General features: G+C 39.8%; 22 protein-coding genes and 1 tRNA gene. 5 read left to right on the top strand and 18 right to left on the bottom strand.

Annotated features, from left to right (window positions below; all coding sequences use genetic code 11):
* Nucleotides 1-7: 7 nt before the first annotated feature.
* Nucleotides 8-97: transfer RNA gene (locus tag AAAT93_RS11010), tRNA-Ser, on the top strand.
* 66 nt (nt 98-163) lie between these two features.
* Here the strand turns inward: AAAT93_RS11010 and rfbD are convergent.
* Nucleotides 164-1,114 (bottom strand): dTDP-4-dehydrorhamnose reductase, encoded by a 951-nt coding sequence (gene rfbD, locus AAAT93_RS11005; protein WP_227573233.1) that lies wholly within the window; start codon nt 1,112-1,114, stop codon nt 164-166.
* A 427-nt stretch (nt 1,115-1,541) separates the two neighbouring features.
* Here rfbD and AAAT93_RS11000 point away from each other — a divergent pair, with 427 nt between their 5' ends.
* Nucleotides 1,542-2,744, top strand: coding sequence for a CgeB family protein (locus AAAT93_RS11000; protein ID WP_227573234.1), 1,203 nt, complete (start codon nt 1,542-1,544; stop codon nt 2,742-2,744).
* Between the two features lie 17 nt (nt 2,745-2,761).
* Here the strand turns inward: AAAT93_RS11000 and AAAT93_RS10995 are convergent, their stop codons facing one another.
* Genes AAAT93_RS10995 through AAAT93_RS10985 form a run of 3 tightly spaced genes read right to left on the bottom strand, consistent with a single transcriptional unit; the run spans nt 2,762 to nt 5,092 of the window.
* Nucleotides 2,762-3,817: a CatB-related O-acetyltransferase gene (locus AAAT93_RS10995; RefSeq protein ID WP_279220907.1), complete on the bottom strand. Its 1,056-nt coding sequence runs from the start codon at nt 3,815-3,817 to the stop codon at nt 2,762-2,764.
* Nucleotides 3,818-3,845: 28 nt separating this feature from the next.
* A complete protein-coding gene (locus AAAT93_RS10990) occupies nt 3,846-4,508 on the bottom strand; it encodes a glycosyltransferase family protein (RefSeq protein WP_021984833.1) in 663 nt (220 codons plus the stop codon).
* Between the two features lie 59 nt (nt 4,509-4,567).
* Nucleotides 4,568-5,092, bottom strand: coding sequence for a hypothetical protein (locus tag AAAT93_RS10985; protein WP_227573235.1), 525 nt, complete (start codon nt 5,090-5,092; stop codon nt 4,568-4,570).
* 192 nt (nt 5,093-5,284) lie between these two features.
* Between AAAT93_RS10985 and AAAT93_RS10980 the strand changes: the two genes are divergently transcribed.
* Entirely contained in the window at nt 5,285-6,346 is a 1,062-nt protein-coding gene (locus AAAT93_RS10980; RefSeq protein WP_227573236.1) for a glycosyltransferase, read from the top strand.
* A 15-nt stretch (nt 6,347-6,361) separates the two neighbouring features.
* A complete protein-coding gene (locus AAAT93_RS10975; RefSeq protein WP_227573237.1) occupies nt 6,362-7,534 on the top strand; it encodes a CgeB family protein in 1,173 nt (390 codons plus the stop codon).
* A gap of 42 nt (nt 7,535-7,576) precedes the next feature.
* Here the strand turns inward: AAAT93_RS10975 and AAAT93_RS10970 are convergent, their stop codons facing one another.
* Nucleotides 7,577-9,205, bottom strand: a complete 1,629-nt coding sequence (locus AAAT93_RS10970) for a cytidylyltransferase domain-containing protein (RefSeq protein WP_227573238.1) — start codon at nt 9,203-9,205, stop codon at nt 7,577-7,579.
* 214 nt (nt 9,206-9,419) lie between these two features.
* Between AAAT93_RS10970 and AAAT93_RS10965 the strand changes: the two genes are divergently transcribed.
* Nucleotides 9,420-10,520, top strand: a complete 1,101-nt coding sequence (locus AAAT93_RS10965; protein WP_021984838.1) for an N-acetylneuraminate synthase family protein — start codon at nt 9,420-9,422, stop codon at nt 10,518-10,520.
* A 52-nt stretch (nt 10,521-10,572) separates the two neighbouring features.
* Here the strand turns inward: AAAT93_RS10965 and AAAT93_RS10960 are convergent, their stop codons facing one another.
* The 13 genes from AAAT93_RS10960 to AAAT93_RS10900 form a co-directional block, all read right to left on the bottom strand.
* Entirely contained in the window at nt 10,573-11,511 is a 939-nt protein-coding gene (locus AAAT93_RS10960; protein ID WP_117781564.1) for a sugar phosphate isomerase/epimerase family protein, read from the bottom strand.
* Nucleotides 11,511-12,566: a sugar phosphate isomerase/epimerase family protein gene (locus tag AAAT93_RS10955; protein WP_117781565.1), complete on the bottom strand. Its 1,056-nt coding sequence runs from the start codon at nt 12,564-12,566 to the stop codon at nt 11,511-11,513. Before AAAT93_RS10955 ends, AAAT93_RS10960 begins: the two co-directional genes overlap by 1 nt.
* 67 nt (nt 12,567-12,633) lie before the next feature.
* Nucleotides 12,634-14,922: an adenylyltransferase/cytidyltransferase family protein gene (locus AAAT93_RS10950; protein ID WP_227573239.1), complete on the bottom strand. Its 2,289-nt coding sequence runs from the start codon at nt 14,920-14,922 to the stop codon at nt 12,634-12,636.
* Nucleotides 14,923-14,966: 44 nt separating this feature from the next.
* Nucleotides 14,967-16,274, bottom strand: a complete 1,308-nt coding sequence (locus AAAT93_RS10945; protein WP_117781567.1) for a glycosyltransferase — start codon at nt 16,272-16,274, stop codon at nt 14,967-14,969.
* 13 nt (nt 16,275-16,287) lie between these two features.
* On the bottom strand, nt 16,288-17,484 hold the full coding sequence (locus AAAT93_RS10940) for a glycosyltransferase family 2 protein (protein ID WP_117781568.1): 1,197 nt from the start codon (nt 17,482-17,484) through the stop codon (nt 16,288-16,290).
* A 1-nt stretch (nt 17,485) separates the two neighbouring features.
* The gene (locus AAAT93_RS10935) at nt 17,486-18,673 is read right to left on the bottom strand and encodes a radical SAM protein (RefSeq protein ID WP_117781569.1); all 1,188 of its coding nucleotides are present in this window, start codon (nt 18,671-18,673) and stop codon (nt 17,486-17,488) included.
* 17 nt (nt 18,674-18,690) lie between these two features.
* On the bottom strand, nt 18,691-19,833 hold the full coding sequence (locus AAAT93_RS10930) for a glycosyltransferase (RefSeq protein WP_118235330.1): 1,143 nt from the start codon (nt 19,831-19,833) through the stop codon (nt 18,691-18,693).
* Between the two features lie 62 nt (nt 19,834-19,895).
* Nucleotides 19,896-20,993, bottom strand: coding sequence for a glycosyltransferase family 32 protein (locus tag AAAT93_RS10925; protein WP_118235331.1), 1,098 nt, complete (start codon nt 20,991-20,993; stop codon nt 19,896-19,898).
* A 4-nt stretch (nt 20,994-20,997) separates the two neighbouring features.
* Complete coding sequence (locus AAAT93_RS10920) at nt 20,998-22,164, bottom strand: radical SAM protein (RefSeq protein WP_118235332.1); 1,167 nt, start codon at nt 22,162-22,164, stop codon at nt 20,998-21,000.
* The gene (locus AAAT93_RS10915; RefSeq protein ID WP_118235333.1) at nt 22,155-23,222 is read right to left on the bottom strand and encodes a glycosyltransferase family 32 protein; all 1,068 of its coding nucleotides are present in this window, start codon (nt 23,220-23,222) and stop codon (nt 22,155-22,157) included. The genes AAAT93_RS10920 and AAAT93_RS10915 overlap by 10 nt, the downstream gene beginning before the upstream one ends.
* Before the next feature lie 10 nt (nt 23,223-23,232).
* Entirely contained in the window at nt 23,233-24,516 is a 1,284-nt protein-coding gene (locus AAAT93_RS10910) for a CDP-glycerol glycerophosphotransferase family protein (protein ID WP_117780844.1), read from the bottom strand.
* A gap of 227 nt (nt 24,517-24,743) precedes the next feature.
* Nucleotides 24,744-25,475, bottom strand: coding sequence for a glycerophosphodiester phosphodiesterase family protein (locus AAAT93_RS10905; RefSeq protein WP_227573240.1), 732 nt, complete (start codon nt 25,473-25,475; stop codon nt 24,744-24,746).
* Nucleotides 25,476-25,485: 10 nt separating this feature from the next.
* Nucleotides 25,486-26,826: a Gfo/Idh/MocA family oxidoreductase gene (locus AAAT93_RS10900; protein WP_227573241.1), complete on the bottom strand. Its 1,341-nt coding sequence runs from the start codon at nt 26,824-26,826 to the stop codon at nt 25,486-25,488.

Here is a 26,826-nt window from a genome sequence, read left to right as displayed (position 1 = left end):
TAATATTGGAGACGTATCGAAGTGGTCATAACGGGGCTGACTCGAAATCAGTTGGCCGGGGTAACCTGGCACGCGGGTTCAAATCCCGCCGTCTCCGCTAATAAAGAAAAATCCTCCCAACATTGCATTTCCCCTGCAACACTGGGAGGATTTGATTTTTCGATTAAATATCTGCTTCCTTCAAATATCTGCTTACCGCATCTGTCCAGACTGGAAGTGGCTCGAAGCCATTTTCTACAAGCTTCTTCTTGTCCAGGCGGCTGTTGTATGGTCTTGCCGCCTTGCTAAGTCCATACTCTGCTGTAGTAACTGGCGTTACCTTCGTAGAAAGTCCATACTGGCGATAGATTTCCACGCAGAAATCATACCATGAGATATAGCCTGTCTTGGCTCCGTTTGCGTCAGCCCCCTCTGGAAGCTCTGCATTTGTGGCATGGTAATAACCATATTTTTCGGTCTCGCACATATCTACGAGCAGACGTGCTAAATCATAAGTATACGTCGGCGTGCCGATCTGATCGCAGACCACGCGTACCTCGTCGTGTGTCTTGCCGACATTGATCATCGTTTTAATGAAATTCTTGCCATTTAAACCAAATACCCACGCGATACGGACGATGAAATATTTCTCTAGTATAGAAGAAACTGCCAATTCTCCGTCCAGCTTTGACTGTCCGTAGACATTGAGCGGCTTGTAATCTTTGCAATCCGGCTCCCAAGGCGTCGTGCCCTGTCCGTCAAATACATAATCCGTTGAAAGGTACAACATCTTGCAGTCCAGCTCCTTGCACACTTCTGCAATGTTTCTTGTGCCGTCAACATTTACCTTTTTTACGGTCGCCTGCTTGTCCTCATCTTCGGCTGCATCCACGGCTGTCCATGCTGCACAATGAATCACAGCGTCCGGTTTGATCTCCATAATCTGTTTCTTCACGGCTGCCTGATCAGTGATGTCCAGACTTACATATGGCATTGTCGTAACTGCCGATCCATCCTGCACACCTGCATAGGTCTCTCCGAGATCGGAACCCACGCCTTCGTGTCCTCGTTTGCTCAGCTCATTCATCACATCATGACCAAGCTGTCCATTTACACCCGTTACAAAAAATTTCATTTTTGATATCCTTTCCATTCAAATCTTTTATATTTTTTCAAAAAATTTGTCCCAATTTTGATTTTCTTTTTCCATTTTAACAACCATCTATGTGTGCGTCAAGCGATGAAAATCGTCATTTTTGACTTAATTTTATTAAGTAAAATTCAAAGTATGCTCTCCAGCGCGTCAATTATGCCAGACCCCTTGTTTTTTTGCTCACTTATGCTACGATGAGGTTGTCCGAGGCAAACACCCTTGGGCAGGAGGAGAGCTGGGGTTATTGATGTTCGAAAGCAATAACTTCAAATGTGTGTTTACATAGAAACCGGACGGAATGGGGAACCGTCCGGTTTTGTATTTAGCTTTTATCTTCGCATTGCATCCCCCCTACATCTCGATTATAATATCCTTATATTACTTCGGAAGAAAGCGGGGAGCTACAACTATGAAGATCATCTTTTGCAAATGGGGAAGCATCTGCGAAAAAGGAATTGCAAATGCAATGCAGCGGTTAGGCATTACAGTTATCACGATGGATCGCAAATTCGAAAGCGTCGACTACGACAAAGGCTATCTGGAAACACTGGCGGATCTGATTCAGAAAAACCTAGATGCGTCCTGTGTGTTCTCCGTGAATTTTCAGCCAATCGTAGCGCGGTGTTGCAAGGTGTTTAAACTACCGTATCTGTCCTGGACGGTCGACTGCCCAAGCTTCCAGCTCTATTCCGAGACGATTGCCTACCCCACAAACCGAATCTTCGTCTTAGATCGTATGCAATGGGAGAAATTCGCCCCGGTCAACCCGGACTGTATCTTCCATCTGCCAATGGGCGCAGATGTTGCAACATGGGACGAAATAAAGGTAACCGCCGAAGATCATCAAAATTACGACTGTGATGTTTCTTTTGTCGGTTCGTTGTACTCTGAGAAAACACGCTACAATTCCATCGAAAAAGATCTGCCGGATGCGATGCGCGGCTATGTCGACGGACTAATTGCCGCCCAGTTAAACGTCTATGGGTACAATCTGTTGGAGGATTCCATCACTGACGAATGGGCGCAGGAATTCAAGAAATATGCCGATTGGGCACCGCTTGGCGAAGACTACGCGGAAGATGTGAAAGGCATCGTTGCCGACACCTATCTCGGCTACAAATGCACCGAGCAGGAACGCATCCGCACCTGCAATGCAATTGGCGCGCATTTTGAGGAATTACGGGAACAAGGGATAAACTATCAATTTGACCTGTGGACGCTGACTGATACCGCACCACTAAAACATGTCCGGTGTCGTGGCGGCGCTGATTCCAACAATATGATGCCGCAGATCATCAAATGCAGCAAAATCAACCTGAACATGACAAACCGCCCGATCAAAACCGGACTGCCACTCCGTATCTTCGATCTCATGGCATGTGGCGGCTTCGTACTGTCGAATTATCAATCTGAAATCCCGGAGATTTTCGTCCCGGACGAAGATATCGTCCTCTATGACAGCATCCCGGATATGCTCGCCAAAATCGACTATTATCTGGAACATGATGATGAGCGGAAACAGATCGCAAAAAATGGATACGAGAAAGTGAAAGAATATCACAGTTACGATGTGAGAATAGTGACAATGTTGAAAGCAGCCGGGATTATTTAATCCCGGCTATATCCATATCAGAGTTTACACATTCCCTGAACGTTCTGTTCTGTGAAAATCGGAAGATTGACGGAAGATATCACAGGTATGCCATAAAAATCTGCCATATCCATATGCTTTACATTATCCAGGCTACGGTTTGTAATATACGCATCGCTCTGTGCAAACAGACCCCGTTCGTCATCCAGATTCCCCACATATACATTCACATAACAATCCACATCCGCATACTGCTCAAACAACCGATCCAATATAGCGAGCTTGTCCGGAACAAATGCATCCTCCTTTACATACAGCAGCAATTCACAATTCGTATTCGCATAGGAGCTCACGAATGCATCGATCACACGCGGATAAGTTGGATAATCCTGTTCAAAATCCGGAATATACAACAGCCGTTTATCTTCACCAGAAAAATTTTTTTCGATCGAGTTAATTTCGATCTGCGGAATCCGGGTGATTTCCTGTTCCGCTTCCGGCAGATACCTTTCTATAAATGGGTCTATCTCATCCAGCAACAGCTCCGATGCCGCACGGACTTCCTCTGCAGCCCAGTTCCACCAGCGGATCTTATTGAGTGCAGCAATCTGCTCCGGCTCGAACCGGTATCCTATCACCTTCGCTGGATTCCCGGCAACAATCGCATAGGCGGGTACATCCTTCGTAACCACAGCCCCGGCTGCCACAACCGCTCCATTTCCAATCGTTATGCCACCAAGCATAATTACACCATTTCCGATCCAGCAGTCATTCATGATAACGATCTGACCTTTGCGGCGGGTGAGATGCGGACGCTGATATGCCACACCACTTATCCGCCCCTGGCAAACCCGCTTGTAATCATGGTTTAAATCAATGATCATCTTGGTATCTCTTGCAATAGAAGAATATCGTCCTACCTGGATACTGTACAACAGATCCTGATCCGGACCCGCTTCCACCTGCGTTTCTTCTATATAGCTGTCCCGACCGATACACAACATCGGCAAATTTTTATGTTCTTCAAATAAATCATTCCAATAAACAGTATCTTCCGTCACACTGTATTGTGGAACATTTAATGTAATCGACATATTCCTGCCTCCTGCTTTTTTGACAAAGCTACATCGTCCCATACTCCTTCAATAGCTTTTCCCGTTCCTCATAATAATTCTTGAGATTCACGAATCCATCATCATGAATACACCACGGCGTCTCCATATACGGAACCACAACCTTATACCCATGCCGGATAAATTCCAGACTCTGCGATACATCATAGAAATCCCACTTATCAAACAGATCATCACGCCACGGAATATCGTATTGCGTAGCCATCAAAAGTCCATCGATGGCCTCTACCTCGATAACACCATTTTTTGCTTCTTCCGGATATTCATAATCGAACATTCCCATCGCACTCACATTACACGTATACAATGCCCCTACACGCCATGCCCACCATGGGATTTTATTCTCCGGTAAGTGAGGGGTTCCAACCATGCCAACCATACCAATCTCCGGGTCTTCAAATATATGTAACAGTCTTGCAATAAAATCCGGTTCCACAATCATCACATCCTGATGCAGATACACTTTATACTTTGCATCACTTGCGCGCATTCCTTCGTTGTACCCGGAAGTCAGGCTTTTCGCCTCCTTGATGCTGATCGCATCAATCTCATACCCTTGCGGCACATGTAATTTACTTATAAAATGCATTGCCTCTGCCTCATACTGTGCATCATTTGTACACATGATGAAGCATATCTTTTTCTCGTTCATCTCTTATCCTCTTCCACTTATTCACCGTGACTATAACAAGCATATTTCATTGTCTCTATCTACAAATTTAAGCCCATATTTTTTCTTAATCTATCCATCACCATTTCCGGTTCCAGACAAGAAATGCGAACCAGTCCCCGTAGTAGCTCCGGCTGCATATCATACTGTGCTACAACGCTTCTAAGCAGTTCTTCTGACTCTTTCTCCTGCAGAAACACGATTTCCCACAAGAGGAATTTCACCTGCTGTACAATAGCTATCAGATCCTCCAGATTGTCTGCAAGATCAAACAAAGTCCACGCTTCACCCACATTCTTCTCTGCCTGGTAAATCTGTGTAAAAATAACAATCCATGCATACGACGTGTTCCGTTTGGCAACATTTTCTGTCATTGCATCATCGACAAGCTTTTCAATCAGTCCATAGCTTTCCGCGCTATGCATCTGCAGGAGTTTATTAAATATCTCTATTTTTCTGGCAATCAGAGCATCATACTGCGCATGCCATTCCCGCTCATCCTGCGACAGGAGCTTTGCATAAGCTTCTGAGCCTTTATCAATTTCCGGTTCTTTCTGCATCCCCATGTTTCGTTCTATATCCCTTCTGTATTTTATCCTTCATCTTCCTTCACTTTATCTATATAACACCAGAATGTCAATTAAAACCTGTCATTCTCCATACATGTATCAAAAAGTATCCCAAAGGCGCGGTTATGCTTGACACCTCCCGCAATCCCATCCATAATGAAACTATCATTTAAACGGAGCGTACAAAACATGCCAAATCTATCTATTTGCATCATTACAAAAAATGAATGCGATAATTTAAAAATATGCCTAGAACGGATCAAAGATCTCGGCTGTGAGATTGTTGTTGTGGACACTGGTTCCTCAGATAACTCCAAGAAGATTGCTTCTGCAGTTACCCCATGTGTGTATGATTTTGTATGGTGTGATGATTTTTCTGCTGCCCGAAATTTCGCGATACAAAAAGCTGCCAATGACTGGATTTTATTCCTGGATTCTGATGAGTTTGTCGATGCGTTTGACATGCCGAAGCTGCTGGAACAGTTGCAGGCAATGCCAGCTTCCATCGGTCATATCCACATCAAGAGCTTATATGAAAATGATGGCCAGACGATGAGCAGTACCGAACCGATTGCGCGTCTCTTCTCCCGCAAGTTATATCATTTTGAAGGGCGGATTCACGAACAAATTGTCCCACTGGGTGCATCCACAGAGCCGGATTATTTTGATGCGCCCGTGTATGTCACCCATGTCGGATATCAGGGAAATGAAGCATACCGAACTGAAAAGGCAAACCGGAATCTGAAACTTTTATTACAGGAATTAGAAGCACAACCGGACGATCCTTACACGCTTTACCAGATTGGCAATTCTTATTTTTATTCCAAACAGTACGAGCAGGCAATTCCTTATTTTGAACGGGCGATGGAACTGCCGCTGGACACCAAACTCAGCTATGTTCACAGTATCATCAACCTCTACGGCTACTGTCTGATCAACACGAAACAGTTTGCAGATGCCCTTATGTTAGAAGCAGTCTATGATGATTTCAAAGGGGACGCAGATTACCTGTTTGTCCTTGGTCTGATCTATATGAACAACGCACAGTTTTCGAAGGCAATCGAAAGTTTCCTCTCCGCAACCAAGCTTCCAACCAGTGTGGTAGATGGGGTCAATTCATATTCTGCCTTTCACAATGTAGGTGTGATTTTGGAATGTCTGGGAGATAAAACAAACGCTATCTCCTATTATGAGAAAGCGGGCGATTATGCTCCTGCACGTGCCGGAATCGAGCGGTGTAAACAGGTATAAGGAAAGGATTTTAACATGAAGATTATTTTTTGCAGACATCATAGCATATGCGAACCGGGCATCCTCAAAAGTCTGACCCGGCTTGGTCATGAGGTCGTTGAATTTATGCACGACCGGGAACCACAGGATTACGACAAAGATTACTTGCTGCGATTGGCGGCCTTGCTCCAACAAACGCCGGATGCTGCGGCAGTGCTTTCTGTCTGCTTTTCACCAATCATCGCACGCGCAAGCAAACCTTTTGGAATTCCATATATTTCCTATACCGTGGATAGCCCTTGCTCTACCCTTTACTCAAAGACGATGGAATATCCACACAATCGTCTGTTCCTATTCGACAAGCTGCAGCTCGCCAAATTCGAGCACCGCAATCCGGGAAATTGTTTTCACACACTGCTTGCTTGTGATATCGAGCATTTTGACAACGTTACAGTCTCTTCTACAGATATGAAAGAGTATGGCACAGACGTTTCCTTTGTTGGCTCCCTGTACTCCGAGAAGAACAGCTATGATGACATTGCCGATAAACTTCCTGCATATATGCGCGGGTATGTGGAGGGACTTTGCTCCGCCCAGAAAAATGTCTACGGCTATAATTTTATCGAAGATGCACTCACCGACGAATGGGTGTCCGACTTTGTTTCCACCGTTGGCTTCGATCCACTCCCGGCTGATTACGAGACCGATTTAAAAGGAATTATCGCAGATACCTATCTCAACTGCCGATGCACAGAGCTGGAACGGAAGCATACTCTGGATGCAATTAGCAGGCATTTTCATGTTGATCTGTACACACAGAGCGATTCTTCTATGCTGCCTCATGTCAAAAACCGAGGTATCGCAGATTCTGAACGTGTGATGCCGAAGATCTTTAAATGCAGCAAAATCAATTTAAATATGACACTTCGCTCCATCAAATCCGGTATTCCACAGCGAGCGTTTGACATCATGGGATGCGGCGGGTTCCTCATGTCCAACTATCAGCCGGAGCTTGCAGAATATTTCATACCCGGGGAGGATTTGGTACTCTATGACAGTGTCGATGATCTGATTCAGAAGATTGATTATTATTTATCCCACGAAGAGGAACGATTACAGATTGCCAAAAATGGCTATGAAAAAGTCAAGCGCTATCATACCTATGACACACGCCTGACCGAGATTCTAAATACAGTTATATCTGACTGACTTTATCCTGAATCAGTCAGACATAACTGCATAAATATTCCATTACTCATCTGCTAAGATCAGCTGTTTCACACGCTCAATTCCTTTGCGCAGATCATGCGATAACATGAGATTCCGCATCTCCGCACGGATCTGCGGAGTCTCTACGACAAACCGGAAGGTCTTCTCCAATGTTTCATCACTCACCTGATTTCCCATACCAAGATTTAAGAAACCATTGTGCATCTGTGCGAAGGTGTGCTTCGTCTCGCGCTCATTCTGTGCCAGAACAATGGCGGGAACGCCCATCGCCGCAAGCTCATACACGGTTCTTCCCTGCGAGGTAATTGCCAGATCCGCATCGGACAGGGCATCACTCACGCGCTTGATATCCGTTACCACCTTGATCTTGCAAGCTTCATCATCTGACAGCTTATGTACATGGTTATCATATCCGGCGCCAAGTACAAACCGGAAGCTGATCTGAGGGAAATCCGCATGCATTTTCTTCGCCAGATTATACGCACGACAGGTGAAATCCGAAGGATCACTGCCGCCGAATAACACAACTACCTTCTTTACCTGCTCATGGTACTCTGCACATGGCGCAATCAGGAATTCATCCTTCAGGCAGACATATTTTTCACCCCAGTAGTAATTTTCACCTTTGCTGTCGTCCTCATACAATGCGTTGATCGTTGCATCTGCCACATCCGCGCCTGAGCCAATATCCTCCAACGTCACAACACGCTTTGCAAGCTGTTTTAACTTTAATATATATTCCCGCTCGGTGTTCAGACAGTCATGGACGATCACATCCGGATGCCACTTTCCTGCAAATGCATAAAATTCCTCATCATTGCCAACCGACTGGACACGCATATGGGAATCCAGTAATTTCTGATATCCCTCTTTCCGGTCTTCCCGCGTCACAAACAAGATCTCATGTCCCGTCAGACTGTACGCAAGTGTCAAGCAACGATAGATATGTCCCATGCCCAATTCCCGATATCCATCGACGCGGAATAAGATACGTTTCTTCGACAGCTCCTGCTCACATACGATCCAATCTGCATAACTGTCAATATCAATTGCCTCTTTCTCCGGCATTTCATAGACAGACGCCTTTACTCCAATCCGGTTATTCTCCGACATACACTCCCGTCTTGTAATCAGAAAGGCACCCGCCTCCAGGAAATTTGGCGGAAGCTGCTGTCGGTTCAGACGTTTCTCATAATTTGGAACACATCTGCCATCCTTCGTCGTCCATGAGAGATGTGGTTTGTTTACCGCGCTGATGTAGGTGTCATAATCGCTTTCCAAAAATGATTTCAATGCTCCATCCAGCGTCTCCACTGTCAGAAGCGGGGAGGTCGCCTGCAGTGTTACGACCACATCGTACTTCTTTCCGGTCTCCTGTTCCATCCGGAGCACGGCGTCATAAATCACCGGATCCAGTGTCACCGCATCCTGCGCCAGTGCACTATTACGGTTCATGGCTTTTGCGCCATACATCGCAGCGATGCTTAAGATTTCTTCATCATCGGAAGACACCACCACATCATCAATATAAGAGCACGCAAGTGCATTTTGAATGGAATAATAAATCAAAGGTTTCCCGTGCATCAGCCGTACGTTTTTTCTTGGAATTCCTTTGGACCCGCCACGTGCGGGGATAACTGCGAGTACCATTTCCTGCCTCCTTATTTTTCATCTGCAAGTGTCTGAGTTTCCGTTCTTCTATGTACCATACACATCACTGTGCGGCATATATATCATCTACACAGCTCTCACCCACCTGAATCACGCTACTTTCGATTGCGAAAATATCTATACCTTGCTATAATTTTATCAGATAAACCCGAAGAGTACAACCGCATGGTGCAATGCACAGAAAGGATGCTATATGAGTACAATTATTGACCGCGCGCTGGCAGGCAAGTTCGTCCTGATTGCAGAAATCGGAGTAAATTATTATGACATCGCAACAAAGTTTGACATTTCATTGATGGATGCCGCAAAGCTGATGATCAAAGAAGCGAAAGATGCCGGTATCCACGCTGTAAAATTCCAGAGCTATAAGGCTGGCACACTGGCTGCAAAAGCCTCCCCATCTTATTGGGATACCACGGAAGAGCCAACTACCTCCCAGTATGAACTTTTTCAGAAATTCGACCATTTCGGCGAAGCGGAATACCGCGAATTAAAAGACTTCTGCGATAAGCTCGGAATCGAGTTTTTGTCAACTGCTTTTGACCTTGCTTCCGCAGACTACTTAGATTCCATGATGGACGTCTACAAGATTTCTTCGTCTGACCTGAACAACCTGCCATTCGTCGAATATCAGGCGCGAAAAGGAAAGCCGATGCTGATCTCTGTCGGAGCTTCCAACGAGGACGAGATTACCCGTACCCTGTCTCTGGTTCGAAGTGTCAACGACCAGTCAATCGCGCTGCTTCACTGCGTGCTGGAATATCCGACACCGTACGAACATGCAAACCTGAACAAGATCACTTCCTTGAAAAAAAGCTACGCAGAAGATCCAATTTACGCTGATAAAAATGGTTCTCCAATCCTCATTGGCTATTCGGATCATACGAAGCCGGATACCTGCGCCGATGTGATCAAAACTGCATATAATCTTGGAGCTGTCATCATAGAGAAGCATTTTACATTGGACAAAACACTGAAGGGCAACGACCACTATCACGCGATGGACCCGGATGATGCAAGAAATATCCTGAAGGGGATTGCATTCATCGACACCCTGCGAGGCAGCTATGATCTGAAATGTCTGGACTCCGAGGCATCTGCCCGCTCCAACGCCAGACGTTCGATCGTCACCACCTGCGACATCAAAAAAGGCGCGATCCTCACACCGGAGATGCTTACTTACAAGCGTCCCGGCACGGGAATCCCACCTGAAAAGATGAATGAAATCATCGGAAGAACTATGGCTGTTGATGTCAAAGAGGATACAATCCTGCAAGAAGGGATGCTTTCGTAACATAACTATCGAAAAAATCCCCATTTTGAATATTTTTCTATAGAAAAATATTTTAGTTTTCTATTTTTTTTGCAAAATACGCCCCAATCTGTGCAATCAACGTGAGTGCCTGCGCCTTTAGTTCCTGCGGAAATGCCGTCAGGACGGGCGCAGTCTCAAAGCTGAGCACCTGATCAAAGCCAATCTTACGCAATCCCCGGATAAATCCTTCCCAATCTGTGGAAGTCACATTCTCACGCGCTCTCGTGAAGGTGAATGGTATCTGATGCAGATCCGCCACTCCATCATTGTCATGGATATGCAGAACTTTAAGCCTTGAACCAAGCGTCGTCAGAAAATCTTCGAAATCAAGTCCAACCAGATTAGCATGTCCGGTATCAAAGCAAAAGCCTAACACCTCCGCCTGATACCTCTCGTTCATCCGGTCGATCCGCGCAGCCGCCTTCCTGGCGTCACAGCAAGGGCCTTCTACCAGATGTCCGCCGATTCCACCATACAGATTCTCGATGCAGATCGTGATTCCCATCTCCTTTGCCAGAGGGGCTATCGTATTCAGGAAACGTTCGGTATAATCCCATTCCGCTTCTTCCGAGCCAAGGAACCGCGCCAGCTTAAACCCATGCACGACAATATTTTTACATTCTAAGAAATGGCAGATATGCATGCTTTTCACCGCCATTTCCTTCTGCAGGAACTCATTGATTTCTTTCTTGCCATTCGGGATATATACCGGATATGGCATGTGCATCTGATTGATCCGGATTCCCGCCTTTTTCGCGCCTTCCTTATGCGCCGAGAAAAACTGCTCTAGTTCCTGGATTGACTGACTAAAAAAAGCATTTACCTTTCCCTCATATAAATCCTTGTTCGTCAGATAACTGTTCAAACTAAAATCTGTACAGGAAAATCCAGCATCCTTCAACATCCGGAATCCTTTCTCCGGGCACGAATCCTCCACGACATTCCTGCTTTGTACACCAATCTCAAGCATTATTTTCTCCCTTCGTCCGTCAACCGCTCGAAATGAAACTGCGGCAGATACTCATCATTGAAATAAACGATCGGATTCGGGAGTCCCATCTTTCGAAGTTGCTGCTCAATCTCGCGGTAATAGATATTACAGATAAAGACTGCGGTATCCTTGTCCAGTTTCTTCAAATCCTCCGGATTATGAATCTCCAACCCATCGAGTCTGCTTCCCCATAAATGCGGGTTATTGTCACAGGTATAGAGCGGCGGGTACTTCTCACCATAACATTTCAGATAATTCCGGCACATATTGCCTGCTCCGAACAGCACACGGCTCTCATATCGGGCAAGCGTCGTCTCGATCCCGATCTGCCAGCACAGATAATCTGCCACCTGCTTTGCGTACCGCAGCAACGCAGGACGAAGTAATGGTGATGTGGCTGACACGGTATCCTCCAGATTCAGAATCAAAATCCCATCAAAACCAATCTTCCTCAACCCACGGATCAACCCGAGCCAGTCCGTCCGCAAGGTCTTCTTATACGCTGCTGTAAACGGAAGCAGTGCCTGCGCTTCGCTTCCATTTCCATCCTGCAAGATCACCGCTTTCACCCGATTCCCAAGCGGCGTAATATATTCATTCAGATCCTGTCCGCATACATTGCAGACTCCCATATCCACGCAGAATCCAAAGCGCGCTTCTCCTGCTTCCGTATTCAATGCATCGACCCACGCCACAGCTTCTGCCGCATCCGAGCATACGCCCCGTATCAGATGTCCACCGACATTCCGACACATGTTTTTCAGTAATATCTTCACATTATGCGTTCTCGCTTCATCGAGCAAGGACAGATAATATTCGCGGTTGACCGTCCATAATGCATCTTTTTCTACGTCCTCCACGATCGGTTCGACAATCCGGTACTCACATGCCGCATCGCCCCACACATCCGTCTCATCCTCAGAAAGTCCGCAGATTACGCCCTGATCCAGAAATCCGGCATCCGCAATATCCATGATACCCTGTCTTGGACGATCCTTATCTACAATTCCTTTTGGTGAACATACTATCTTCATGTTATAATCTCCACTTCTAAGATTTCGGTCACTTCATCCGTGCATACATTACTTTCCAAACCGATCGCTATAGCCTCTCACGAATCTCCGTCGAACTGATTCCCTTCGTATAATCAAAGAATACGAGGTCTGCACCATGCTTGTTCAAATATTCCTTCTCTGCAAGCCAGCTCCCATCATCGCCATGATCATCACCGGAAAACTGCACATCGAACTGAAACATCTTATACGCATCCCGGATTCCTCCAAAACCTGTCGGAAGTGCTTCCACCTGATCCGCATACCGGCATGCCTTGACAACCTCGACACGATCTTCACAGGAAATCACCGGATACTTGTTTTTCTGCCGGTAACAATCTTCATCCGACACAACCCCTATAATCAGATAATCACACAGCTCCTTGGCTCTCTGTAACAGACGCACATGTCCTGTATGGAACATGTCAAATACACCTGCAACATATCCGATATGATATTTCTTTTTTTCTACTTTTTTTGCATTGTCACTCTTCATGTTTGCATCCGAATCTGCCTTTGGATCAATCGGCTCCTGCCTAAATACCGGTTTCGCATACGAACGGCTTGTATCAAAGATTCCATAATCTGTGATACCCATCGTTTCTAATTGCTTCGCTACAGATAAATAGTTCTTAATGCAGATAAACACCTTAAATTTTGTTATATCTATCTTATTTAAAAAGTCCGGTGATTCTATTTTAACTCCTTGAATCTCTTGTCCCCATTTGTTAGGATTATTATCTATGATTGTAGAGATATGATACTCTTTACTGTACATTGCTAAAAAACGTTTTGTATATACTCCTGAACCAAACAAAATCAAATTCCGTGTTCCAATATCTTTCAATGGATTCACAAAAAACCGTTCATATTCTGCTTCTGAATAATTCATTCTTTTACGATTTGCTTCCACAATATCATTATTACTTCTTGTTTTAGAATAATATAAGCACAGTTTATCCTGGTTTCGAATCTGCGCTATATAGTTCCACACAAATCTTCTATAAGAATCAATTTTCTTATCTATTTTATATCTCTTTAATAATTCTATTTTGGGTATCGTTTTTTCAAGTTTTGGTTCACCTTCATACACTAAATCAATAAGTCTCGTAACAATAACTCCAACAGGGCAATTTTCAATCGCAAACTCTTGATCAAAGAACGTAAACTCTCCATCTTCAACAAAGCAGTTTAACGGCACAAGATCATAATACCCCCTTTCCAGTATCTGATCTTCTTCATCTTCAAAAAGACCAGAAGAAATCTCAGAAGACTGAAGAATTATTCTATAAAATCTATCCATCGCTTCAATAAATGATTTTTTATCCTCAAACGCAATACGTCTAAAAAATGATAATGCATTTTCACCTTTACTATATGGCATCCTATATACATCATCTTTTAAATCTGCCGGAATCATATGTATTCCCCGTTTTTCCAACTCGTTATTGTGATTCATCAATTCCAAAAGTCGTCTTTTCCCTTCTGAATAAACGGCTCTCTTTTCTACCTTTTCTTTATATATAATTGTTTGGAGCGCATTATTGACTCCTCTATCCAACGATGACGTTACATGCAGCACTTCATTTCCAACATCAAACGGTAACCGATTCTGAGATTTTGACGATATAATCAAAAAAGCATTTGCCATAGAATGAAATAAATTATTTTCAATCATACCGGTATACAGATACTGCTCTTCCAAAAAAACAGTATCCGGATAATGATACATTGGGGAACACCGAATATTCAATTCTTCATTTGGCGTGTATCCGTCTTTCAAAATATGAAACGGACTTTCCAAACCCGGAAATACAGAAAGAAATTCCGATTGGCAAAAGCCTGTCTGATTCAACATTTTTTTCAGCTTAGCTTTGTCATACATTCTCCCTGAAAAAATATCCTCTTTCTGTGTACTTGCTTTTCTATAATCTTCTATCCCATCAAAATTACGTCCGGTATATGGGTCTCTATCCCCGCAAAAGTAACGAATTCCAAATCGATTATGCGCCAGAAGGAATAATAACCCATTTGCATTTAATAATTGGCGCACAGAACTTATCAGTTGCTCTGGTTTCTCAAATTTCTCAAAGCATTCAGAAAGTATTGCAATATCATAATTCCCGATATTCGCCTTCCATTGCATCCACTCTCTAATATCAAGAAAATCCACTCCTGCTATTTTTCCAACACCGGAATCTTCTTGCAGACATTCATATAATGGATCCGTAGGGTATCCTATATATACCACACTATCTGTTTTCCGAAAGATATACCATTTTAAGATTGCTTTAGGAAGTTCCCTCTCTATATCTATATCTATATCTTTATTATTCATTGCTGAATTTCCTTTCAAACAATTCCCTAAATTCAAATATCAATTTAATCACATGGATAAATCACTATATGACTATCATCGATACCATCATTTATGAGCTGTAAATAAATTTCTCTCGAATTATTTTTATTTGCAACAACGTATACTGCTTGTTTGTACATTTTTTTGCACTTGCTCAAATCCAAAACCGGAAGTTTTTCTGTTATATCCGTCTGCTTTTCAGTACAATTATCACAAAAAGCAACAATACGAAAGTTTCGGGCAAGTAAAAATTTCAACGCATATTTCCCTAGCAAACCTGCTCCAAATATAACCACCGAACGCGTTCCAATTGCGTCACATATTTCGTTCCGCTTTTTTTCTCTGACTTCAAATTTTCGTCTTTCTTCATATATATACTTTGTTTCGTCTTCCAGAAAATGTTTATATTCCTCTTTGTTCCTTTCATCTATACTTAAAGTATAATGATCTTTTAATTGCTTTTTGAACCAGTCATATGCCTCTTTTACATATTCTGAATTAATATCATACTTCACTGCCGGAAGGACCTTTTTTAATTCTCCCAAAAAGCACCCTAACATTCTTGAAAAAAAACCAGCTTTATTCTTAATCTTATTGTACAGCTCTTTTTGTTGAAGCAATCGCTCAAATTCCGCTTTCGCATACATGAGAACCTTGGGGGACAACGTAGAAGCCTCTTCTCGATCCACTCTATATCTGTACAACGACTGGCTTGTATAGCATGCTTTTTTTGCACATCCAACAACTTGCTGCATAAACCCGATATCCTGATAGGCAGCCCCTGCCGATTCATTAAAGCTAATACTATTTTCTTCTAAAAAAGACTTACGATATATTCCACTCCACACAGATGTATCATTTGCATATATGTATGCGATGTCACTCGGCTCTACTATTCGATTAATCAATTCTGTATGATTACCAAAACTTTGATGTCTCCATCTTACCTCATTATTCGAATCAATCGATACAAACATATCAAACATTCCTTTGGCATAATCAAGTTGATGTTCTATTGCAAGCCCATACAATACTTCATACATATTAGAATCTACAAAATCATCCGTTTCGACAATTCCAATATAATCCCCACGTGCCATACAGATTCCAAGATTCACTTGATAACCATAACTTTTCACTGGAGAATGAACAAGTTTTATTCTCTTATCCTTATTACTATAATTCTCCAATATTTCCAATGTTCCATCTGTCGAGCCTGCATCAACGCATATAATCTCAATATCCTGCAACGACTGATTTATCACGCTTTTAATACATTTTTCTATATATGGGGCAACATTCAACGATGGCATAATAACCGATACTTTCATTACAGCCTCTTTTCTATTCTAATATAAAGTCCCGGTAAGAAGTTTCTCTCCAAACGACCTTATCTTCTTCAACCGCATAATCTTTTGTCAGTTCTTTCATTACTTCTATAGCAATATTCTGACTTTTGATTGCTATTATCAGATAATCAAATTTTTTATCTACTATTTCTTTTATTGCAGTAATCTCATACATACACTGTTCTGTTTTTCCTTCTGGATTCTTATCAACCCAGGCAACAACATTTTCTTTATATCCTAAGGAATCAAGCTCTCGATATAACGCCTGTCCACAAGCGCCTGCTCCATATATAACTATTCTTTTTCCAAATATATCCTTATATTTTGAGAAATCCCATTTCGCATATGCCAATGTATCAATATTATATAACACTTTCAATGTATGGCTCTCAAGCTGGAACAAATAATGTTTTAACTGTTTCAGTAGAGAATTTGCGCAATTACTTTCCATAAACGCATCTCTTAATCCGTTATATAGATAATACGTATTTATAGCAAGTTTTTCGTTTGCCGCTCTACACATAGAATTGTTTCGAATATAATAATGATAATATGCTTCGTTTAGGATATAAATACGCTTACATCTTAGACAATATGGATAAATAGTTAACGCATCTTCCCCATAAAACACTCGAGTGTCTATCTCTCCATATATATCCTGTAAAATCTGTCTTCGATATAGTTTATTAACAAGGGTACACTTTAATCCCATTTCATTTTTTTTAAAATCATGTAACATCGATGGATAAATTGCCGATTCCAGATTAACATAAACTCCTTCCGGATAAAGATCATACCATTCTTTTCTCGAACCATCTGCGTAATCACGATATATTCCAGACGTTACCAAATCACACTCATTTTCTTCCATACATTGTACTAATCTTTCATACATTATTGGCTCTATCCAATCATCACTATCAACAAAACCAACAATCTCCCCTTCGGCAAGTTCAATTCCTCTTTTCCGAGTAGAAATCAAACCAATATTTGTCTGTGTAAAAAGTCTTATTCTGGAATCTTTTTCCTGATATTCCTTTGCAATACTATAACTATCATCCGATGATCCGTCATCAATCAGAATAATATCAAGATTTTTATAAGTTTGAGAGATGACACTCTTTAAGCATTTGTGTAAATATTGTGCTGCATTGTAAATCGGGATAATAACTGATACCTTTTTCTCTGTCATATCATTTATCCTCCCCGTATAATTGCTCTGCTATTGGAATCGGATAATTTACTGCATCTATACCATGACATCTATGACACATATCTAAATAACCTTTTTCCGAATATCCAAGATTAAACTCCAACAACACCTTTTTATAGTTATCACTCTTTAGTAGCTCCAAATCTAGATAGTCATCCTGTCCCTCATTAAAATGAAGGTTGTCAGATACACTTCTTGCCATTACGCAAAAATACAGCTTATTGCCTCGCACTTCTCTGCATGGAGTTAAGCATCTGTCGAATGTCTGTGTTAACTCCTCTTCATCCATATCTTTGTTCAAATAGTCAAAACCATAATCAATCCAATAGCCATCTTCATCATACAATTTATATTCAATTCCATATTCTTGCAGTTTTTTTATCAATTTCATATGTGACTGATGCAATCGTGGCAATGCCTTTGCATAATTAGATATTCGATAAAGCACTTGATATTTTTGGCATACTTTTAATGTTTCTTCATCCGGGGCAATTGTTCCATTTGTTGTAATACTAAAAATTCCTATTTGGCTTCTATATTTGTTTCCTATGTACACAATTGCTTTTGAGAGGCCTTTATATAATAACGGTTCACCTCCAATTAATACAAATTCATTTATATAGTCCACTTTCGAAAAGAACATATCTGCACTTTTATATACTTCTGATAAATCTAAATCTTGTGTCTGATTACCAACATTATAACAGGCATGTGCACATTTTTTACATTTCAATGAACATCTTTCAGTCAATGTAATTTGCGCCAAGCTCATATAAGTTTTATTTAAAAAATATGTAGCGATAACTGGAAGAATTTTGTTATGAAATTCATCGTCAAAAAAGAAATCTCTTCCATGAATTAAATTCTCCTTTTCAAGCTGTTTCGCAATTTCAAGAGAATATTTTTTTGAAACACCTATAACAATTGCAATATGTGAATTTTCAGATATATACTTGTCCAATGACATAATTGTATGTCCTAACAGCCGCTGTCCTTGTCGTTCTTTATTATTGTCGATGAATCCTCCTAATATCCCAAATGCTCTAATACAGCGTCCGGTATTTTCGCCAATTTGTCCCGCTCCAAAAATATAAATATTTCTGTGAAACTCATCTTTTATAGAAGCAGAAAATTCATCGAATTCATGTCCTCTATTTGTCCATTTCATCGCTTATTTTTTCCTCTTTATATTATTTTTTGTTCTGAAACTCCCATTTTCATTAAAACATTCTTCATTTCTATTCTTGCTGATTCATTTACTCTTGCAATCACAACATAATCGTATTCAATGTTCAGTATATCTTCAATAGGATATATAATGTTTTCTTCCTGGACATACTTATCAATCCATAATATTACTTCGCAATACTTACTTTTTTGTACCTGCTCATAATATGCTCTACCAACAGCACCGGCACCATATAACACAATGCGAGATTTTTTTTCCACATTTGCAAATGGAAAAAGCCACTTATAATTATTGGATATCATACCTTTGTATTTTTTTCTGTGAAGCTGGACTGAATTCATATAAAACATATCCAACTGCTCTTCCATAATTGAAACTACCCCTAATTGCTGAAATTGCATTTTCAAATATTCATATAATTTAAATGTCTTCTCAAAAAAATCTTCTTCCACAAAATACGGTGCCGTTATTGTTCTTTCTCGTTGTCTATGATAATAATATGGAGCCGTTGAGATATATATTTTATTCACTCTAAAAATTAATGGATAAATAATCGCCGAATCCTCACCATACAAAAAATTATTTCCGGCTATCTGTGTATATTGTTCTTTTACAAGCTCTGTTTTAATTATTTTCATACAGAGTGAAGGATCTAAGCACCAGCCATCTTTTTCCTTACTCCATAACATTTTTTTTATTATAGAGTCTTCAATTTCCTTTTTCTCATATATTCCTTCTTGAAATTCAGAACATAAGTCATAAGCATAATCATCTTCATTCCAATATCTTATGCATCCACAAGTCACGATATCTGCGTCATACTCATCCGCCTTGCTCAGCATATATTCATACATTCCACCCGCAATAAAATCATCTGCATCCACAAACGTAACATATTTCGTATCCGCTTCCCTTAAACCTCTTTCTCTTGCTGCAATTAGTCCCTTGTGTTCTTGATGAATCACCGTCATTTTTTGTTTATATCTATCGCATATTTTCTCACTTTCATCCGTAGATCCATCATCAACAACTACTATTTTTATTTTATTTAAATTTTGACTTAGTACACTATCTAAACACTGTTTAAGATAAGCGATTTTATTATATACTGGTATAATAACTGTTAATAATTTATCCATACTTATTAATCTCCATTACTCCTAATTCAACAACGGTTATTTTTTATTACTGCATTACCCCCTTAATTCTTATCAAAAATAGCATAATCTTTTATTATATTTTCAATTTGAGAATATTTACTATTATTCAAATCCTTATTACTTACCCAAGACTCATCATAGTGATGAATGCTAATTGTATTCTTAGTTAATTTTACACTTCCCCCACTGTAACCTTGAGGATCTAACCAATCCGTAGGTAATATTATATTACCATTAATATTCTGCACTTCATTATTACATTTGAGGGCATATTTTTTTAAGTGAACTGTTTGATAATATGGTGAAGCAATCATATTTAACTTACCATTCTCATCAACAAAAGAAATCTTATCATATTCGTCTCTGAGTTCACCAATCAATTTATTATTCTTTTTGGCGCCGAATCCCAACCCCAAATTAATCCAGTAATTTCTTTGAAACCCCATAAAACCATCATATTTCATCAACATATCTGGTCTATTTAGCATCTCTACATCCGTATCAAGGTAAATTCCACCATATTTATATAATATATCTAACCTTGCATAATCTGGGACAAATCCCCATTTTCCATGCTTATATGCTTCATACATATATTTGTTTTTTTTAACGTCATAATTGGATTCATTCCATTGCAAAATCTCATAATCCGGGCATATCTTTTTCCAACTATCAATACATTTTTTGTTTTTTTCAGGTATATCGTTCCCTCCAAACCAACAATAGTGTATCGTTTTGGGAATAATATCTTTTCTAACAGGAGAAATTAAATCACTTCTTTTATTATTCACCATCATTGACATTATCGGATATATATAACAATCAACATCGTAGTCTGCAAATATATTTTCTAATTTCAGAATCATCTCATAACAATACATCGTGGTAATTAAAAAGACACAATTTTTAAAATTAATATTTGATATATTTCCAAAATTAATTCTTTGAATCCAATATCCATTACAATTTATTTTCTCATCTTTTAAATTTGAATCAACCACACATTGAATCTTATCTAAAAAACAATTGTCCATTGTAATAAACATATCTTGAAATAACTTTCCCGCTCCAAAGCAAATTATACTTTTATCAATATTTAATTCCATAAATTCTGATAAGTTTTTATTAATTAGCTTCATAAATTCACCTTGTTTTCTGAATCGCTGCAGGAATACTTCTTGATCTCACGCAGGAGCCATTACAATATTTACATGCAGTCAAACTTTCTGTATTATTAATAACTTTTAATAATTTCTTCCTATTGATTCTTGGATCTGACATATTATTATAGTCAATATATTCATCCATTAAATTATTGAAAAAACCCAAACGTTCTCCATGCGCGGCTCTCGGACACAAATATAATATTCCTCTATAAAACGTATAGCACTTTGACATTAAACAATCGGCATATAATTTTTTTAACGCATCATCTGTATATCCACGAAGATTTAATCCCCCTAAATCTTTCCAATCATTATACTTGTGAACATAGTATTTTATATTGCTTCTATCAAATAAATCCGACAATTCTCTTACTTTTCTGCTAACCAAACCATAATCTGACATATGTACCGAAACTTTTTTATCAGCTAACACTCGCAATATTTTTTCATTAGGTATAATCGTTGAATTTGTATATACAGTTATTCTTTTTATTTTATTATTATTTATATAATGCAATAACAATTTATCCATATCATTGACTAAAAAAGGCTCCCCACCCAAAAGTCGCATTTCTAAAAGAATATCTATAGTTGTCAAAAATTTATCGAACGATTGTATAATTCCATTTACTTCTAAATTTTCCGGTTTTTCATAATATTGCATCAAATTAGCACAATCTTTGCATCGCAATGTACACTTTTCTGTCAACACGACTTCAACATGTCCTACAATTAATTCGTCTTTATTATAGTTATTAATTACATTTTTATATTTATCAATATTTCTTTTTTCATCCAGCGTATATTCATTCAAAAATTCATCCGGACATATCTCAATTAAATATTCTATATCATAAAATATCTCAACCTCATTTTTTATCAATGTAGCAACTATCTCTCCGAAATAGTTCAAAGATGCAACCAAAAAAACATCTTGACTAAACCTATTAATTTCTTGTGGTGATATAACTGGAATCTGATGATATAGCTCCCCTGCATGATTCTTATCCACAAAATAATCTGGAGTAAGGCCTATCTCCTTTAATCCTCCAAGTGCAATTTCTCCATAATTGCCAGCACCATATATTAATAATTTTTTTTCACTATTATAAAACTCTTTTGTAAAAGTTTCTGTTAACCGCATACCTCATCCGTTCCTTCCATACTTTTTCTCTTAAACCACGACATATTTCCATAGTGTATCCAAAATGTTTTATCTGTTTTATATATCTTTTTTGTATGTTGGTTTGCTCCTTGAAAAATCATAGGATAAATATTCATCCCACCAACATTTTGCAATTGGTCGTTTATCATTACTCCCCATTTTTTTAAAACATGATATGAATGACTATTACAAGAAGTATTATCTTCGGAACCATCTTCTTTAATAAATGTGATTCCATCATAATAATCTCTGAGTTCTCGTATGATTTTTGTTTTAGGTATTGCACCAAATCCTGATCCTAAATTCATTGTCATTGAAGAATCCACACATCCGAAACATTCCTGATATAACAGTTGATCTGGTTTTTTAATCATTTCGATATCTGTATCCAAGTAAATCCCTCCATATTTATATATAATATCTAGTCGCATATAATCCGAAACAAAGCCCCACTTTTTTCGTTCATATGCCTGCTTCATATATAAATTACTCGAAATGTCATAATTTTTCTCGTTCCACTCATAAAATTCATAATCCGGACATATCTTTCTCCATTGCTTTATATTTTCATTTATTAATAAGGTTTTTTTACCACCTAACCATACATAATGAATTTTCTTAGGAATTACGGGATTGATAGTTTCCTTAATCACCTCATGATAGTTTGAAGAAATTAATTCATTATCTGATACTTCTGCAAATGCAATATAATCCCATTTTCTTATCACATCCGATTCTAGTTGCTTATATATTTCGTTATAGTCTAAACACGTAATCAAAATAACGACATTTTCATCCAACGCTTGATGAGCCTCGTCAAACGAATAAACTGGATACTTATACCCGTCATGCGAATAAAAATCTCCTATTTTTGCTTTATTATTATCAATATAAGCCACTAACTGTTCTTGAATGTTCCAGTTTGAAAAAAAATCTGCCATTCTTCTACCTTGAATTCCCAGACCAAAACATGCAACCTTATGTTTTTTTACCAGCGAAATTAATTGTTCTAAATTTAGCCCATTTAATCTTCCCATAATTAGCCCTCTATTTTCTTGACATCTTTTTTATTATGACATTTGCAACTTCTCCACTTGCATCTCCATTAAAAACTAATCGTATATTTCTTTTAAATTTCATAACATTGTCTATATACCTTGTTTTGTCAAATTGCAAAATACATTTTTTCAACTCTTCATTATTTCTGGCAATATCAAAAGGTAACTCCACATCAATTCCTGGCGTTATCTTTTTATTATTACTGACATGCTCTATTTCATTATTTGATAAATTCCAAAATAAATTTCTAGAGTCCTTATATTCTGTTAAATCATCCACATACAAAAAAGCAGGCATATTGCAGTAACATGCCTCAAAAACGGCACTCGAATAATCTGTTATATATGCATCCATCGCTGCAAGTATCTCATACATATCATCTGATTGACTTTCATTTATAATCCGTTTTTGCAAATGTTCATCTGTATATCCATGGAATTGTTCTGCTAGTTGTGGATGAACACGAACACAAATATACCACGTTCCTCCAAATCGTTCTTCTAAACACTGAATTAACTTTGCAAAATCAATTGTCCATATTTGCGAGTACACCATTCTTACCCCGTTTTTCGCCCCTTCCCGAAATGTTGGTGCAAACATAACCACCTTGGTATCTTCTCCTAAGCCATACTTCTCTCTAAATGCATTCTTATACTTTTCACGATTTCCATACAACACATCACATCGTGGTGCTCCTGTTTTCAAATAAGATCCGCTATATATCAGTCCCTTCGGACACATTTCCTCACAGAATTTCGAATCTATAATCAAATCATCTATCATTTCGGAATCATTTTTACTTACCAGATATGCCATTTTCGAGAAACCTTTTCCTCTCCATAGCCCAACCGTTTTTATTCCCAATGTATAATGATTCGTATTTAGATAATATTGTCCCTTACGCTTTTTTGTACCTAAGGGCTTTCGATAATTGTCTATCCAAACCTTTGAACGGCTCAGCCAATACGCCCGACTCCATAAAGTATTTGGAACTTTACGAATATAGTCAGGAAAATTTTTATTCATATCATTTACAAACCAGACAAACTCATAATCGGGATTACGCTTATGCAGTTCTTGTACAACATACTTCGGATTGCATCCAAATCCGCCTCGTCCTTCAAACGTACACACCGAAACCAGATTTTTCTTAATTGGAAATAGACGACAAACATAAAAGCATAGACTATGTAAAAATGCGGCTCTTTTCCTTTTTCGTATGTATGCACGTTCTTTTTTATCTGTAACTTCATAAGGATATGACAAATCCATTTTTAACTCCTCTATATAAAAACCCCCGCATAATTCTATGCGAGGGTCTACTGTTTTCCTAACTTCTTCTGTATCCGCGACTCCGTTCGCACAAGAGCAAATTCCGTTTTGCTCACATTATACGTAATATGTCATATATTATATCGGATATCGCTATTAAAATATTTAGTTATTTTCAACAATTCCAATCGTTTTACACCAGTTCCGATGCACATTCCGTTAATCGATTACAGATACACTTCCGGTTCATTCAATATAATATCTGTAATCCCCTGTTCCTCCAATGGATTAAAATCCAGTCTGGTTCCCGTCGGCTTCTCCGGATACAGATGTCCGGACATCCATGCACGAACAGTAATTCCATTCAATTCCTCTTTCGGAACATCGATCCCTCTCCAGAATGGATGCACCGCCACAGCTTTACACCCTCCTTTGATCTTATACATGCAATCGGATACATGCACATCTAGGATTCCAAGCTCTGCTTCCGGATCAATCCCCGACAATTTCTCCAATGATTTTGCGTAAAATGTAGAATACACGATATGCTTCTGCAATCCTCTTTTGTGGATCAAGTCCACTATCTTCTCTTCCATACCCGGATATGGATATACGGAGTTCTTCAATTCAATATTTAACTTGAATGCGGCATCCTCGCGCACTTTATCCTGAAGCAGGTCCAATAGTTCTTCGATACACAGAATCCGCTCGTTCTTTCCATCCCCGGCATCGATTCGCAGGCGCCTCAGTTCTTCATATGTATAATCGCGCAGGAATCCGGTTCCATCTGTCGTGCGCTCCACCCGTTCATCATGGAACACCATCAGATGTCCATCCTTCGATATCTGAATATCAGTCTCGATTCCCGCAAGCCCCGGAATTGCACACGCCTTCTTGAAAGCCGTCATTGTATTCTCTGGGTAGTTCTGACTACAGCCTCTATGTGCCCATATCTTCATAGAATGCCTCCTATATTTTCCGTCCCTGTTCCACCAGAAACTTTTCCATCATATCCGCCATAAAGATAGAATCTTCTGCTGTCAGCTTGAAGTTGCTGCTTTCATTCCCCCGAAGCTTCGTCAGGAAATCGCTGACCTCGTAACGAAGTCCATCTCCCAAATAGGTATCCGAATACTTCTGTACATGGGATGCATCCTCGTAATGTACCTCGAAATACGAGGTTTTCCACCACGGAGCTTCTGCCACAATATATCCATTTGTGCCAGAGATCAACAGCCGTCCTTCCGACTTCACGCCCAGACCACATGTGAGTGTCGCCAATGCATGCGGGTAGGTAAAGCTTACCTTCGTAAATACATCCAATCCATTCTCGCCACGCAAACTCTCAAAACGGTAATCCGTATATTCTTCTCCTAATAGCTTTAATACCGGAAGCATAATATAACTGCCAAGCTCCGTGAAACTGCCACCATACTTTATGTCTGTCAGCTCTCTCGTATCCGGTTTCTCCAGCTTTGTAAAGCAGGCTTCAATATTCCGAATCGCACCGATACTTCCACTTGCAGCGATTCCAAGTAACTTATGAAAGCCCGGACAATATGCTGTCTTTATACCTTCAAACAGAATCAATCCCTTTTCTTTTGCCAGATTGAAAAGCTCCTCTGCCTGCTGCCGCTTTAAAACCATTGGCTTCTCACAGATTACGTGCTTTCCATGATTCAGCGCATCTTTAATATAAGAATAATGTGTCTCATGCGGTGTTGCAATATAGACCACATCAATATCTGCGTAGAAATGTTCCATGTCCGCATACCAATTAATTTCCCATCGATCCGCAAACGACTTTGCACTTTCCGTGTGTGGATTGTAAACACCCTGCGTACTCACACCACTGACCAGCTTTGCTTCCACGACAAAACGCGATGCAATCCGCCCGGTTCCGATGATGCCGATTCTCTGGATATGACTGTTCTCCTGTCGAAGCATCGTACTGGAAATATCTTTCGTACGTTCCAGATATACAACCTCACAATAATCCTTTAAATAATCAAAGCATCCAACCCAATCTGATCCAACCGTAAATATATCTACATTATATTTTTTAATGTCTGTAAACTTCTGACCACCCGACTCTTCTATAATAATCTCATCCGCAAACCCGGATTTCCTCACGTTCTCTATCCGGGTCACCAGAGAATCTACTACATTTAATTTTCCTCGTGCCTTGTCATATTCCTCAGTTGTCACCCCAACGATCAGATAGTCCCCCAATGCTTTTGCACGCTGCAACAGCCGGTAATGTCCCTCATGGAACAGATCAAAGGTTCCGTATGTAATTACTTTTGTCAT

This window comes from Coprococcus hominis (ex Arizal et al. 2022) (assembly GCF_040094675.1).
Taxonomy (GTDB): domain Bacteria; phylum Bacillota; class Clostridia; order Lachnospirales; family Lachnospiraceae; genus Coprococcus_C; species Coprococcus_C hominis.
The sequence above is the reverse complement of the archived record's forward strand: the minus strand, read 5'-3'. Positions and strand labels throughout refer to the sequence as shown.